Here is a 14,353-nt window from a genome sequence, read left to right as displayed (position 1 = left end):
TGCATACGGTTTTACCTATTGGCCTGTAGATAGAAAGCGCCCTCTGCAGAAAATGTTGATGCCGTTAATATATCGGCCGTAAACGGCTTTCTGCTTAGCTCTATTTGAATAGTCTTGAATAGTCTATCGCGGGAAGCATTCGCACGGCGAACGGGCGCTTTCCCGAAGCCCTTTAGTCAAAGTATACCTGAATAACCGTGTACGCTAGACTCTTTTGCCCCAATCAGTACGTAATATTTGAAAGAAGGCGCCAAAATAAATAAGGTGCTGCGGCTACCGCACAACGACGTGCAGGAGAAAAAGCCATGAATATCGGATTAACGACGACAAAGGCCCCCTTTATTGAGGAGGCACGAGGCGCAGGCCAGCTCTTCATCACACAGCCTTATGCCCTCTATAGTGAGGAGAACCACGAGGCTTGGCGACAGCTCTATGGGCGTATGCTGCCCCTGTGGCAGCGCTACGCGAACCCGCATTTTCTGAAAGGGCTACAATGTCTTTGTTTGCCTCCCGATCGGGTACCAAAACTAGAGGAGGTGAACCGCTTCCTCGAACCACTTACCGGGTTTCGTGCGAAAGCGGTAAGCGGTTACGTGCCGGCCTTCCTTTTCTTCGATTGTCTGCGGAATCGAGAGTTCCCGACAACGATCACGGTGAGGTCGCTAGAAAACCTTGATTACCTGCCCGAACCCGATATCTTCCACGACATTGCCGGCCACGTGCCGATGCACACCGACCCGGCTTTCGCCGAGACACTCGTTCGCCTCGGCGATTGTGCCCACACCGCCGTGGAGATGGTGGCCGGAATAAGCGACCCGAAGGAGCAACTGCGCCGGCTGACCAGCATTCTGAAAGCGTTCGCTCGATTCTTTTGGTTTACCATTGAGTTCGGACTCATGAATACACCCGAAGGGCTGAAAGTCTACGGAAGTGGTCTTTTAAGCTCCTATGGGGAGATCGTGCACAGCATCGAGTCGCCAGAGGTACAGCGCTATCCTTTGCAGATCGAGTGGGTCATCAATCAAGCATTCGAGATAGACCACTATCAGCCACTGCTGTTTGTGGTGGAGAGCTTCGATCAGCTCTATCAGCTGGTGGACACACTAGAGAGATGGATGCGTGAAGGGCGGCTTAACAATGTTGCTCCTGGCGAACCTACGATGCATGAAAGGGACCTGCAGAGTTTCCTTCATGTTGTCAGTGAGGAAGTCCATGATGCGTGATGCTCTTCATACGGTTCGCGATGTTCGTCTAGTGCGTCCAGATGATACGGATTACATCGCGTATCGTCGTCGCATGGCCGATCTGCGTCCCTCACGGGGTGGGCCACGCCAAGCCGGTGAGGTGTTGGGTGGCCTAGTGGAGCAGGCGGTGCGGCACTGGATTGGGAAGCAAGTGCCTTTACAGGAGGAGCGCATTCTCAGTTGGGAGCAGCGTCTTGCAAATGGGCGACATGGCCGTCTCTATAGAGAGCTCGATGCCGTTTGGCCTATTGACCATGAATCGCTCTGCATTTTTGAGATCAAGTTCACCACGAAGGAGCGCATGGAGATGGGGGTAGGCCTGGATCAGCTCGATGCGGCCGCGGAGATTCTAGCCCGTTCAAAGCAGGTTCGCTATCTTCTCTTACGGCTTGTCTATGTGGGCGCAGAGCCAGTTCCAGTGCTGGTAGACGAAGAGAACCCGGAGGGACTTTTAGAGGTGCCACCTACCGAAGAGTATGAAGAGTTGGGAGTGGTGTGGGTTCCTCCTGCGGCTGTAGAAGAGAGCGCCTTGGAACTGGGTTTGGAGCTACCAGCTAACTGGCTTGAACCGGAAGCGCGTGAGGGAGCTGTAGAGGATCCAGAACGGGATGCCTGGCGCTTCTATGTGGAGAGCACGCAAGAGACAACGTTATCAGAAAATCCTTTAGCAGCAGCTCTTAAGCGTTTGTTGAAAGAAGCTCAAGAAGACGAAGCGAGGGGCCACTCTGTATGAGAAGCCCCTCGCATTAACTTTAACTTCGGCTATCCGCTACTCCGGCGTGGGCTTCAGGCCGATCACCTCGCGCAGGCGCGGATTGTTGCGTTGTTGGCGCAGCTTTGCGAGGGCAGACGACTCGATCTGGCGAACGCGTTCACGGGTTAAACCAAGGGCGTTTCCTACCTCCTCTAGGGTGCGTGGTTCTGCGCCATCCAGTCCGAAGCGAAGAATGATGACGTCACGCTCACGAGGCGTTAGCTCGGCAAGCACCTCCATGAGAGCGTCACGCACGGCCATGTGCGCGGCTTCTGTTGCCGGATTATGGGCGTCACCTGCAGGAATGAGGTCAGCCAATCGGTTCTCGCCCTCTTCACCCACCGGCATTTCTAAGGAAAGCGGCTCCACGGAGCTACGCAGCAACTCGGTGAGCTTCTCCTCTGACATGCCAAGTTCTTTAGCCAACTCGGCCCGTGAGGGGGCGCGCCCTAGCCGCTGACGCAGCGCAAGACGCGTTTTATTGATGCGCCCAAGCGTGTCGGTAACGTGCACCGGCAGGCGAATCAGTCGCGACTGATCGGCGATGGCGCGCGTGATGGACCGACGGATCCACCAGATAGCGTAGGTGCTAAATCGGTAGCCACGCCGGTAGTTAAAGCGATCCACCGCGCGCATAAGGCCGATGGCGCCCTCCTGCATAAGATCCTCTATCGGCATGCCGTGCCCCAGGTAGCGGCGTGCTACCGATGCCACGAGCCGAAGATTGGCTAGCACGAGGCGCTCTTTTGCTCGACGCTCTAGCTCCTTATCTCCAGTCTGACGTGCCGTCTCGATCTGGCGGGCAAGCTCGATCTCCTGCTCGTGAGTGAGCAAAGCCATCTTCCCGGCGCGTCGTAGCCAGGCTTGTGCACTCTCTTCCAATTCGCTGGCATCGGCTATCGTCTCCTCACCAGGTGCAAAGCCCGGCTCCGAAATCTCTATCTCTTCTACCGTAGAATCCTCTATGTCAGAAGGGGACAACGCCTCGGTTGTCTCCTCCATCTCATCCAAATTGCGCTCCAGAACGCCTAATTCATACATCTCTGCCATCTCCAGGGGCATCGCGCCTCCCTCCTAAAACTATCAACAAATTTTATATTGTGATGACTCGCTCTATCTCGTGTAGCCCACACCTTTTGCCATGCTACCTCGGCACACCGCACCCATCGTAGGATGGTTCCAACTCATTTATACGTGTTTTTGCGTGCCTAAGTCGTGAAACCAGCTTTCCTCTAGGAAATACTTTCTCCAAAACCCATCCTTTCCTGCGCGATATATAGACATATTTCACGCAGGAAAAGTTTCAGTAGAATGGCTCACCAAAATTTAGGGCTGATTTAGGGCAAACCAGGCATCGGCCGGTTGCTGTGCCCAATAGAAGCCGTTAAGCGGAAACCATTTGGCATGGCCGTCGGCTAAGGTAACCACAGAGCCTTCGTTATGGCGTGGGTCTGGTCGGCCCCAATAGTCTGCATCCGGCTGCGAGGGCGGGAGCAGATAGGTGCTTACATGGTTTGGCGGCGGTCTGCCAATAATGCCTTTTGCATCGGCCATCATTACAGTATGTGCGGGCTGCTGAATGGCCGCTAACGAAACTCCTGGTGCGTTGTTAAGCGTGTAGATGTTGTTCACAACAACCCCAAGGTTTAAGTAGTAGGCATTCCAACCATATTGGCAAACCGGCTTGCCATAACTGTTGTACTGCTGCAGATTTGAGGATGGACATATCCATATCTGCTTATTGCGCACATAAGGGTCAAGCAGATCGTGCCAGTTCAAAAACACGAACGGCGAAAGAGAGGTTGCAGCTAGGGGCAGCTGCTCATCGTAGTCCTGAGCATACAGCTGCGCTGCAAGACCCATCTGTCGCATATTAGAAAGGCAGACCGTTTGTCGTGCCTTTTCTCTCGCCTGCTCGAATACAGGGAAGAGGATGGCTGCAAGTACGGCAATAATAGCGATCACCACGAGCAGCTCTATAAGCGTGAAGCCCGTATCTCTGTCGTGTTTCCTCTGCATTCTCCCCGTTCCTCCCTCGGCCTGTCCCAGAGCGTGCATTATGACATACAAAGCCCCGCTCCTACAAGAGAGAAACGGGGATTGCCCTTTTGTGCATTATGGCTATACGTATAGAAAGACCTCACTGTTCCGAAGGCAACCCTTTGTTCGAGGGCGAAATTTGATTTTGGTCTCCTTCTCCAAAAACTTTAGCCTGTTAGAATACTGTGCTGACCAAGTATCTTCCCCACCGCACTTATATCCAAAAGAAAAAGAAGGACGTATCCATGCCTACGTCCTTCCTTCCTAAGTTGCCCCTTTCTTGTGCTACTGGTAGGTGTAGCCAAGAGCACCGATGTCGCGGGTTTGTGGCTCCGCTATATTCCAGGGGTCCATCTGGGCTGCTAGGCCCGACAGATTCGGATTCTTGCCTTGTCCCTGAGCACTGACGTGCCACAGCCACCAGAGCCTGTCAATGTTGGCATGGTGCATCCAGAAGATGGGGTCGGCAGGGGCCGTCGGAATACTCGACATACTTCCACCTACCCATACATGTACGAAGTTATGCACGCCTTCAAGCTGGAAGGTAAAGTCATTAAATGTTGTGTTTTGGAGGATGCTGGGCACATTGGCAGCTGTGGTCACAAGATCGGCAGGGGAGCCTGGCGCACGCACCACACTAATCGGCCCGTTGGGAGTATTGACCGTGGGAGTAACGTTTTGAAGCCAAGCAGGGATAGATTGTTCTTAAGGGTTTGTCCAGTCCCAGTAGGGAATGGCCACGTCGGGGTGGATGGCTCGAAGCGCCATTTCAAGTTGGAGAAGAAAAACCCTGTGCCACGGTAAGAAACGGATAGTTCCATGCTGCTGATGCATTTGGGCGTGGATAGCAACAAGGTTACCCAAGGTGCCATTTGCATTGAGTATTGAATAGGCACACAAGAAACGCTCCTTTTCGTGGTCGGTAAGGTTTAGCTGATCCTTGCGCGCATAGGGTTGCTGCGTGAGAATGGCGACAAGCCACGGCGGCAACTTTAAAACCTTTCCGATTTGCCCTCCCTGCATGAGAAGGTGGTGTGTGAAGGTGGGGTTCACATCAATGAGATCGAAGAGATGTTCGGTCTGCCGATCGGCCATCTGTCTCTCTAAGTTCGTTGTTCTAGCGCACATCGTTGTCCTCCATAGAGTTTGAAACCTTCTTAGAGACATCCCTATGAGAAATGGCTCTGATTTATAATATAAGATTATCGTATCCAGCTGTTACCCATTCCACATTTTCTATGTTAAATTGTTCATAGTCTCTTTCCCGCAGCTTCTCCGTTCAAAATCGAGCGTTCTTAGGATAAACTAACTTCTGTTCAATACAAGACCCTGTTTTAAGGAAAAGTTGCATGTTCGACAGAGACCAAGATCGGCCGCATTTCGAAACCCTTTGTGCTCATTTTGCGGAAGACCCCTCCAAGTTTCATGGTGCAGTGATCCCACCTATCTTTCAAAACTCCCTGTTCACGTTTCCTACCTATGAAGAGCGAGCGACCAACTATCAGCTCGATCCGACAGAGGTCGAAGAGGCCGCTGGGGGCATCAGCCGTTTTTACGACTACACGCGTGTGACGAACCCAACCACCGATATCGTAGAGCGCAAAATTGCGGCGCTAGAGGGAGCGGAGATGGCACGTTGCTTTGCCAGTGGGATGGGGGCCATCTCCGCCGCCATTTTCTCGTGTGTGCGGGCAGGCGCTCACGTCATCGCGCCACAAACCGTCTACGGCCCTACGCGTCAACTGCTGCAGGACTACCTAAAGCGTTTTCAGGTAAGTGTCACTTTTGTGGACGGGGCCGACTCTGCTGACTATGAGAGCGCCCTGCGACCAGAGACTACCCTGCTGTATCTCGAATCGCCCTCCACCGTGGTGATGCGCCAGCAGGATTTGGAAGCGGTTGCGCAGATCGCCAAACGTCAGGGAGCGGCCACTATTTGTGATAACTCATGGGCCTCCCCTTACTTTCAAAACCCAATTCATTTTGGGGTAGATCTCGTGGTACACTCCGCAACAAAGTATCTCGGAGGCCACAGCGACATCGTGGCGGGCGTCGTTGTCGGCTCGCGTGAAAGAATGCAGCGGCTTGCAATGGAGGAGTGCTGTCTGCTCGGTGCCACCCTCGATCCCTTTGCGGCTTGGCTGCTTCTACGCGGAATTCGCACTTTGCCTGTTCGCATGGAGCGTCATCAGCAAAACGCAAAAGCCATCGCTTTATGGCTGCGTGAACATCCGGCCATCGCAGAGGTCTACTATCCGGGCTTGCCAGACGACCCTCAAGCCTCTCTTACAGCAAAGCAGCTGCGTGGCACAAGTGGTTTGCTAAGCGTGCGGCTGAAACGCCCCACGAGAGAGGCCGCTGCACGCTTTGTGAACCGGCTACGGTATTTTCAGATTGGGTGCAGTTGGGGCGGCTTTGAGAGCCTGGCTTTGCCTATGGCGCTTCCGGCAGAAAGGTTAGGAGGTACGCCGGGCGAAACCCTTTGGTTTGTGCGACTGCATATAGGACAAGAGCATTTGGAAGACCTACAAAAGGATTTGGATCAGGCTTTACGGGAGGACTGACATCATGGGAGATAAGAGTGTTCGTATCTGGCTTCTCTTGCTAACGCTGCTAGTGGGGCTGTTGGCGCTACAGCAGTGGCGCCCTGTGGAGGTTCGCGCGGCTGGAACCACGATGGCACCGGTGTCGGTCTCTGCCGATAAAAACGGCGCGTCCGCGTGGGTGGCACATGGGGATAAACTCTACTATTATGTCTGGGATGGGGGGCATCGGCTGATGCTAAAAGGTACCGCTACCCTAGGCCTTTCCACTCCTTGAGAGAGTTAAGAACACTGCTTCAGAAAATTGCACGATTCTCTAGGGGCGATTCTTCCTACTTTGAAATGAGGCTCTTGCGTCCCTATGCAACAGGAATCGGCCTCCTCTGTTTTCTCGCGGTGCTCGTCGCAGCGAACAGGCCGAGCAAACGGATACACGCGCCTTTAAAAGGAAGCGTGGTAATAGCGTCGGAGGTCCCTTTGCGAGCATTCCGACCGGAAAGCGCGCTCGGTGCCTGCGTTGATGGCATGGAGAAAGGAGATATGGCCGGTATTTTCACTCCGGCCAACATCGCTGCGATGAAGACGGCCGGTTTGCGTTCGCTGGCCTATCGGCTGCGAACGGAGCTTGGAGTAGAGTGCTGGCATTGGAACCCACAAGGGCACTGGAGCGATGAGCGGCATCATCAGGGCTACTGGATATCGGAGGCCACACCCACCGCACCGATCCAGCTTTCCAACGGCTACCGGCTTCCCCGACGTGGAGATACCATTGATCAGGCCAATAATGAGGGCTACTCTCGTCTCGATGATGGCGACTTGCACACATTTTGGAAAAGCAATCCTTACCTCGACCGTTACTACACCCACGAAAGCAACGCACTGCACCCCCAATGGATTCTGGTTGATCTCGGAAAGCCACGACCGGTAGATGCCATTCGAATTTTTTGGGCGGAGCCTTACGCAACCCGTTTTTGTGTAGAGTACTGGCGAACCGCCGACGGTGAGACCAATCAGTCTATTGACGATACCTTCGATACGAACGGCTGGCACACTTTCCCCCATGGGCTCGTAGAGCATGGAACAGGGGGGAGTGCGCTGATGCCACTGTGCAAGAAGCCCGTCGTCGTGCGGCTCGTTCGTATTTGGATGACTGAAAGCAGTGAGCGCGCCCCGAAGGGAGCCACGGATGTACGCGATGGTCTGGGGTACGCAGTGCGCGAAGTGCAGATCGGCTGGCTAGATCGGCATGGCCGATTACATGATGAAGTGCACCACGTGCCAAACAGACATCAGACTCTCATTTACGTCTCTTCGACCGATCCCTGGCATCGGTGGAAAGATAGAGACGCCAATGTGGAGCAGCCCGGTTTTGACCTTGTAAAGAACAGCGGGTTGTCTCACGATTTGCCGATGCTTGTGCCGGTAGGCTTGCTTTATGACACGCCGGAAAATGCCGTTGCCGAGCTGCGTTGGTTGGAAACACGAGGTATCCACATTAAATGCGTGGAGCTTGGCGAAGAGCCGGACGGCCAGTATGTATCCCCAGAGGACTACGGGGCGCTCTTTGTGCAGTGGGCCACAGCTATTCACCGTTTCGACCCTCATCTGCCGTTGGTTGGGCCGGGGTTTCAAACGGAGCTACAAGATGTGCTCTATTGGCCTAATGCTTCCGGCGACCGCTCTTGGGTGCATCGCTTCTTGGTGTACTTAAAGCAACATGGCCATCTCGACGATCTTCGTTATTTCTCTTTTGAATGGTATCCCTATGACAATGTTTGTACCAAAGATACCGAACGTCAGCTGTTGCGCGATCCGCTTCTGATACGGCGCATCCTAGCACGCTGGAGGGCGGAGGGGGTACCCAAAACGGTAGCGTGGATCGTTTCAGAGTACGGTTATTCGGCCTTTGCCGGTAGACCGGAGGCCGACAGGCCAGCCGCTCTACTCAATGCTGAGATCGTTGGGATGTTCTTAAGTTTAGGGGCAGATACGGCCTACCTTTACGGTTATGCGCCGCAACCCTTGATGGATGAGCTTCAATGCAACTCATGGGGCAACCTGGCCTTGTTTCTTTCAGACGACCGGCATCGCATTAAACAGCCGTTAGCCACCTACTATGCCGCTTGGCTACTGACCCATGTTTGGGCATCGCCACCACAAGCGAGGATACTTCTCTACGCTGCTCGCTGTAGGGTGGAACGAAGTACAAAACGGGTATTAACTGCCTTCGCAGCCAAACATCCCGATGGACATTGGACGATCATGCTGCTAAACAAAGATGCAAAAAGGGCCATTGCTGTAAAACTTGTGTGGCACACGAAGGAGGGCGATCGGGAAGCGAAAGGACCTTTTGAGATTTGGCAACTCTCTTCGGCAAACTATCTTTGGCACCCTCATGGCGCCGAGAGTTATGCCGCCCCGGACACGCCTCCGTTGCACTTTGTAGTCAAAGCACCCTCCCAGATAATTCTGCCTCCTACCTCTTTGACGGTTGTGGGGTGTGCTCCGGAGGCTGCCAAAGGGACGGCCTATCCCTAGAAAGCCTACAGGATACCCTTTGGTTTGAGGATTGACACATGTAGGAGAGGTCGCACAAAGGGGCAGGCTCACGCGCGCACGCAAACTGCCCCTTTGTGACTTAACCTTCTGTACAGGAGGTGAAGGTGAACGAGTAAAGCGCAAAGTCGGGTGAATTCGACGTAAGGGTTAGGATGTGACTTCCGAACGTTCGGTTATGAATCAACTGGTACATGCGGGGCTGATCTACAAGAATATAGCTTTTGCCCGTTTCGTCGTAGTGAATGTCGTCGCCTTTGTCCGAGGGGTCAACTGGCTTGCCATCTTGAAAAACGTAGACACGGAAGGGCACGCCGCTCTCTGGTTTAATGACGGCGTTGGCCGTAATGGCATGATAGCGTAGCAAGATGCTATCCTCGAAATTATTGGTAGCGCGGCCATGGCGCAGGCTTTCTGGCTCGGTGATCCAGACGCCTACTGGGGTGATGACGCCGTCTTCAAGTGTTCCTGAGGGTGCAGGTAACTGCTGGAGGCGTCCTGGCGCCCAATTTGGGATATTCCCAAGAGCGCCTTCGAGAAGTCCTCTCTGGCCGGCATAAAGCTCGGGAGTCATGGGATAGCAGCGAGCACCCGGAGCATCTTCAGGGCGCAGTGGTTTCAATAAAGGAGGAAGTTTAAGGTTTGGGTGCAGTTGGTGCAACAACTGCTGAATAAGAGCTTCCGCCTCCTCGTATCCTCCCTCACCGGCATGGTCGGCCACAATATAGCCATGCATGTTAATAAAGTAGTCTCTGGGCCAGAAGTTGTTATGATAGGCGTTCCAGTTCTCATAGTTGCTGTCCACGAGGACGGGCCAGGTGATACCGAGCCGTTTTACCGCCGCAGCCACATTGCTACGATTATGTGCAAAACGGAACTCAGGGGTGTGGATACCAATAATTACCAATCCATCTTTAGCATAACGTTGGTTCCAGGCTTTGAGGTAGGGTAGAGTCCGCAGACAGTTGACACAGGTGTATTCCCAGAAGTCAATCAGCACCACATGGCCACTTTGCAAGAGTTGTTTGAGATCGAGGGCTTTACCGCCGGTATTAAGCCAATCTTGAGCGGTGCCGTAGAAACGTGGGGCTGGTTGCGGCCAGTTCTCACTTTGGATTTGGTAAACGGGGTTTACCACGTCGGACACTTTTACCGTGTTCTGTTGCGGGGCAGCGCCGTTGGTAAAGAACCAGGCCCCAATGCCGAGGGCTAAGGCCGTTCCTATGAGACCTAGGGAAGCACGGCGTGACATCATGATGTTCTCCCTTGTGAAATGAAGATGTACACTTGTTAGTTAATACGTGCATGGGGGCTATAAGTAGCACCAGATGGTGATCTATGTGGAGCTGCACTTTCAGAAGCCGCGCGATTTAGAGGCACATCCCGTATCTTCGAAAGTCTACGATTTCTCTTATACGTTCGAAGGGCTACCGTGTGGTTGGCGTCTTCTAAGAATTTCATTGTGAAGGCAGAATGCACGAAGCGCGCGATTGCGTTGGAAGACATATCTGTCGCGCCAAAGCCGCCTTTAGGCGCGCGGCCGTTGACATGGTTTTTCGGTGAGTTTACGGATGCGGAGCTACGCGCCACGCAACATCCTTGAGATCGCCCAACCTCGTCGAGCGAACCGACACCTACTTGCTTGATTCGCGATATTCTGTAAGAAAGATCTAAGATCGCGTAGGGAGGTCCTTTCACACCGCGACGGTCTCGAGTTGGAGTCGAAGGAAGAGCCGAGCGATCTCCGGATCAAAATGCTTGCCAGCTTCTGAACGGATATAGGCACGTACCTTCTCTTCCGGCCAACCTTTACGGTAGGGCCTATCGGAAAGGAGTGCGTCCCAAACATCCGCAAGAGCAAAGATGCGAGCCGCAATAGGTATCTGCTCTCCTTTTAGCCCACGAGGATAGCCTGTGCCATCCCATTTCTCATGATGGCAATAGGGAATATCAAGGGCTGGGCGCAGATAGTCAATTTTTGCCAACATCTCGTAGGCATAGATGGGGTGTCGTTTCATGATCTCCCATTCGGTCTCATCGAGAGGGCCGGGTTTAAAGAGAATGCTATCTGGAATGGCCATTTTGCCGATATCGTGCAGCAGCGCACCGCGGCGCACATGCATCAGTTCACTTTTGCTAAGCCCTACCTCCTGCGCTAATCGTAGGGTAAGATCGGTAACTCGGCGGGAGTGGCCCTCTGTCTCTTGATCTCGTAGGTCGAGGGCATGAGCCCAGCCTTCGATAGTGGCATCGTAGGCAAGCGTTAGCTCAAGATTGGTGCGCTGAAGGTCTTCAAAGAGGGTGGCGTTTTCGATGGCAATAGCCGCCTGCTCGGTAAGGGTTTCTAGGAAGTTGAACCACTCGGCATCGAACTCTCGTGGTCCGCGATAGTAGATTTGGAGCACGCCACGAATATGATTGCGCGCGATCAGGGGGACGGCAAAGTAGCCCACAGCTCCCGCTCTTAAGAGGGGGGAGGGGTTGCCTTCTGCACCGCGTTCAAGGTCGGGAACGCTTACAATTCGGTGCTCTAAGGCGGCTCTGCCAGCAAATCCCTCGCCGAGCCGACAGGAATCAACGCGTTTGTCCCAAGCACAAACACCACGACGCGCGGCAAGCTCAAGGGTTTGGGTATAGCTGTTGATGAGAAGGATGTCGGCCGCTTCCACTTCTAATTGGGCGACGGCCTGATCAAGAAGGATTTCAAGGGTGATGCGTAGGTCGAGGCTGGCGTTGATGGCCATTTCAATGGAGCGCAGGGCTGCTAATCGGCGCAGTTGACGTTCTAAGCTCTCTTCCGCCCGTTTGCGGTCTGTAATATCGCGCGAAATATCCACGACGCCAAGAATACGCCCATTTTCATCACGGCAAAGGCTTTTTGTGGTTTGATAGACGCGGGGGCTTCCGCGCACAGTGATGATCTCCTCCACCATGCGCGTTTGGCCGGAGCGGAGCACCTCCAAATCGCTCTGAATCAAGCTGCGCGATTCCTGCTCCGTAAAAAAGGCGCGGGCATCACGACCCAGTATCTCCTCCTGAGGACGACCAATCAAAGAGGCGGCTGAAGGGTTAACTTTGAGATAGCGCCCTTGGGTATCCTTCACGAAAATGGCATCGCTCGTGCTCTCTACCACGGCGTTAAGGATGGAGTTTTCAATACGACGGGCATCTTCAGTCCATTCCCACTCCACCATGAGGCGTTTCAGCTCCGCCGATTTGCGATCAAGCTCCATGCGATGCATGATGCTGGTAGCCAAGGTTTGCAGCACAGAGAGCTTATTGCGATGTAGGCGCCGGGGGCGAACATCCAACACGCTGAGGGCGCCGATTACATAGCCATCCGGTGTGATCAGCGGCACGGCAACATAAAAGCGGATGAAGTGCGGCGACTGGATAAGAGGGTAGTGCGCAAAACGCAGGTCACGCTGAGCATCGGGAACGAGCAAAGGTTTGGTTTGAGGAACCACGAGGGAGCAGAGGGCAGCCTCGCGTGGAAGTTCCACAAGGTTAAGGCCTACCTGTGCCTTATACCAAACTCGTTCTTCGTCCACGAAACCAATAAGCGCGTAGGGAGCTGCGCACAAAGCGGCAGCGGCAAGCGCGATATTGTCGTAGGGCTCTTCCGGCAGCGTATCGAGGATGGCATACTGCCGAAGCGCCCGCACTCTTGCCTCATCGGCAGAGTCGACCGGCGTCTTCATGATACTTCTCTGGCCCTCCAAAAACACGCCTAAAAGGCATTCTTCAGACGAACTGCATGTTCTCTTATGTCTTTTAGATATAGACTTTTGTGTTCACACGTTGCAGACTACGTAGTCTGTTTGAGCTTCACGACAAAAATCGCAACGCCGGGAGCGATTCGTTTCTAAAATTATCGCACAAATCTACTGTTGTGTCAACAACTTTTTTCAAGCGGTATCGAAAGAACATTCAAAAGCTTGCTTGCTAAGCGCCGACATGTCCAAGTCCGATACCAATAATATAGGTAATGAGGCCTTCAAGAGCGCCCACGATCGTCATCTCCAGGCCGCTACTCCACCAGGGGCGCACCGTTAGCAAGCTTTTGGCGGCTCCTACAGCAAAATGAGCTGCCATTGAGACAATGGCCGCTACGATAACGGCTGTGTAGCCGGTGAGGAAAAAGAAGGGGATAATGGGGATGAAAGCTCCTACTGCGGTAGAGAGCATGCCGGATAACGCTGAGATGATAGGGTTGGAGAGCGCCTCATCCGTTAGGTTGAGCTTTTCGGAGGCCAGAGTGCGCAGAAACTGCTCTGGCTTAGCCGCCAGATACTCCGCGATCTTAATGGCGTCTTTTTCTGGAATGCCTTTCAGTTGATAGAAGATAGCTAACTCCTCTTTGGCCTCCTCTGGGTGCGCCTCATAGGCCTCTTTTTCCCGATGCATCTCCGCTTCATAGATCTCCCGCTCACTCTTTGCCGACAGGTAGGCTCCAGCACCCATGGAAAAAGCGCTAGCGATCATACCGGCTAGGCCGGCTAGTAAAACATACTTACTGTTGCCTAGAGTAGCCCCCGAAACGCCACTAACGATTCCAAAAATAGCCCCAAGCCCGTCATTAACTCCGTAAACGGCATCGCCGATCCAGCTCCCTGTAGCGCGACGCTCTTTGCTCAAAAGAAAATCGAGTACAGAACGCGGACTGCTTTGAGCATATAGACGACGTAGAATACGGGCTTGGGCAAACTCATCTAGCACCACTTCGCGCAAAATGGAGGCGATTGTCTCTTCCTCTATTTGCTGCATCTGTTGGAGGTAGTTGGCAATGTCACGACGCTCCTCTGCCTCAATGGCCAGAATGATCTGTTGTATGTTACCGGCGCTAAAGGCTAAGTGAACCGAATGCTTCTCTCCTTTATGCTCTTCGGGAACGTCAGCTCCCATCTCCTGCAGCTTTTTGGCCCACTGCTCGGCATGGCGGCGCTCCATCTCCGCCATTTTCCGAAAAATCGTTTTACGCTCAGGCACGCGATCGCGCTCGGCAAGCGCCGAATACATCGCATACCCGTCCATCTCCAGCTCCCAGTTATGACGGAGAAGGGTTAGCAACTCGTTTTCGATTTGGGGGCTGACCTTAACCATTGCTTGGCCTCCATGCGCGCTTACTCTGTTCTGTTTCTACGATCTAGCGGAGCTAGCTTCTTCATTTTCAAAGGATTTAAGGGCTTCCTGGTCGCTATTGATAGCGCCACCAG

12 protein-coding genes are annotated in these 14,353 nt (G+C 53.5%); 5 read left to right on the top strand and 7 right to left on the bottom strand.

The features are described from left to right. Positions 1-305 precede the first annotated feature (305 nt). Positions 306-1,223, top strand: coding sequence for a phenylalanine 4-monooxygenase (locus CCALI_RS06215; RefSeq protein ID WP_016482620.1), 918 nt, complete (start codon positions 306-308; stop codon positions 1,221-1,223). Continuing rightward, positions 1,213-1,977, top strand: coding sequence for a hypothetical protein (locus tag CCALI_RS06210; protein ID WP_016482619.1), 765 nt, complete (start codon positions 1,213-1,215; stop codon positions 1,975-1,977). The genes CCALI_RS06215 and CCALI_RS06210 overlap by 11 nt, the downstream gene beginning before the upstream one ends. Positions 1,978-2,013: 36 nt before the next feature. Here the strand turns inward: CCALI_RS06210 and CCALI_RS06205 are convergent, their stop codons facing one another. The 4 genes from CCALI_RS06205 to CCALI_RS06190 form a co-directional block, all read right to left on the bottom strand. Continuing rightward, on the bottom strand, positions 2,014-3,060 hold the full coding sequence (locus tag CCALI_RS06205) for a sigma-70 family RNA polymerase sigma factor (RefSeq protein WP_016482618.1): 1,047 nt from the start codon (positions 3,058-3,060) through the stop codon (positions 2,014-2,016). A 264-nt stretch (positions 3,061-3,324) separates the two neighbouring features. Further along, entirely contained in the window at positions 3,325-4,017 is a 693-nt protein-coding gene (locus tag CCALI_RS15025) for a DUF1559 family PulG-like putative transporter (RefSeq protein ID WP_052572347.1), read from the bottom strand. Between the two features lie 306 nt (positions 4,018-4,323). Next, positions 4,324-4,674: a tyrosinase family protein gene (locus tag CCALI_RS06195; RefSeq protein WP_044948938.1), complete on the bottom strand. Its 351-nt coding sequence runs from the start codon at positions 4,672-4,674 to the stop codon at positions 4,324-4,326. A gap of 69 nt (positions 4,675-4,743) precedes the next feature. Next, entirely contained in the window at positions 4,744-5,166 is a 423-nt protein-coding gene (locus CCALI_RS06190; RefSeq protein WP_044948935.1) for a tyrosinase family protein, read from the bottom strand. Between the two features lie 221 nt (positions 5,167-5,387). Between CCALI_RS06190 and CCALI_RS06185 the strand changes: the two genes are divergently transcribed. The 3 genes from CCALI_RS06185 to CCALI_RS06175 all read left to right on the top strand — a co-directional run bounded on the left by CCALI_RS06185 (position 5,388) and on the right by CCALI_RS06175 (position 9,119). Further along, positions 5,388-6,602 carry a trans-sulfuration enzyme family protein gene (locus CCALI_RS06185; RefSeq protein WP_016482616.1) on the top strand — a complete coding sequence of 405 codons (1,215 nt, stop codon included), beginning with the start codon at positions 5,388-5,390 and terminating at the stop codon, positions 6,600-6,602. Between the two features lie 4 nt (positions 6,603-6,606). Then, on the top strand, positions 6,607-6,858 hold the full coding sequence (locus CCALI_RS06180) for a hypothetical protein (RefSeq protein ID WP_016482615.1): 252 nt from the start codon (positions 6,607-6,609) through the stop codon (positions 6,856-6,858). Positions 6,859-7,058: 200 nt separating this feature from the next. Beyond that, complete coding sequence (locus CCALI_RS06175; RefSeq protein WP_172636633.1) at positions 7,059-9,119, top strand: discoidin domain-containing protein; 2,061 nt, start codon at positions 7,059-7,061, stop codon at positions 9,117-9,119. Between the two features lie 100 nt (positions 9,120-9,219). On the opposite strand, the gene CCALI_RS15020 is transcribed toward CCALI_RS06175, so the two are convergent. From CCALI_RS15020 to CCALI_RS15010, 3 genes are all read right to left on the bottom strand, one after another. Then, entirely contained in the window at positions 9,220-10,392 is a 1,173-nt protein-coding gene (locus CCALI_RS15020; RefSeq protein WP_081648295.1) for a redoxin family protein, read from the bottom strand. Positions 10,393-10,831: 439 nt separating this feature from the next. Beyond that, entirely contained in the window at positions 10,832-12,838 is a 2,007-nt protein-coding gene (locus tag CCALI_RS15015) for an HD domain-containing phosphohydrolase (protein WP_016482612.1), read from the bottom strand. A gap of 244 nt (positions 12,839-13,082) precedes the next feature. Next, positions 13,083-14,240 carry a VIT1/CCC1 transporter family protein gene (locus tag CCALI_RS15010; protein WP_016482611.1) on the bottom strand — a complete coding sequence of 386 codons (1,158 nt, stop codon included), beginning with the start codon at positions 14,238-14,240 and terminating at the stop codon, positions 13,083-13,085. Positions 14,241-14,353 lie beyond the last annotated feature (113 nt).

Source organism: Chthonomonas calidirosea T49, from assembly GCF_000427095.1.
In the GTDB taxonomy this organism is placed as follows: Bacteria; Armatimonadota; Chthonomonadetes; order Chthonomonadales; family Chthonomonadaceae; genus Chthonomonas; species Chthonomonas calidirosea.
The sequence above is the reverse complement of the archived record's forward strand: the minus strand, read 5'-3'. Positions and strand labels throughout refer to the sequence as shown.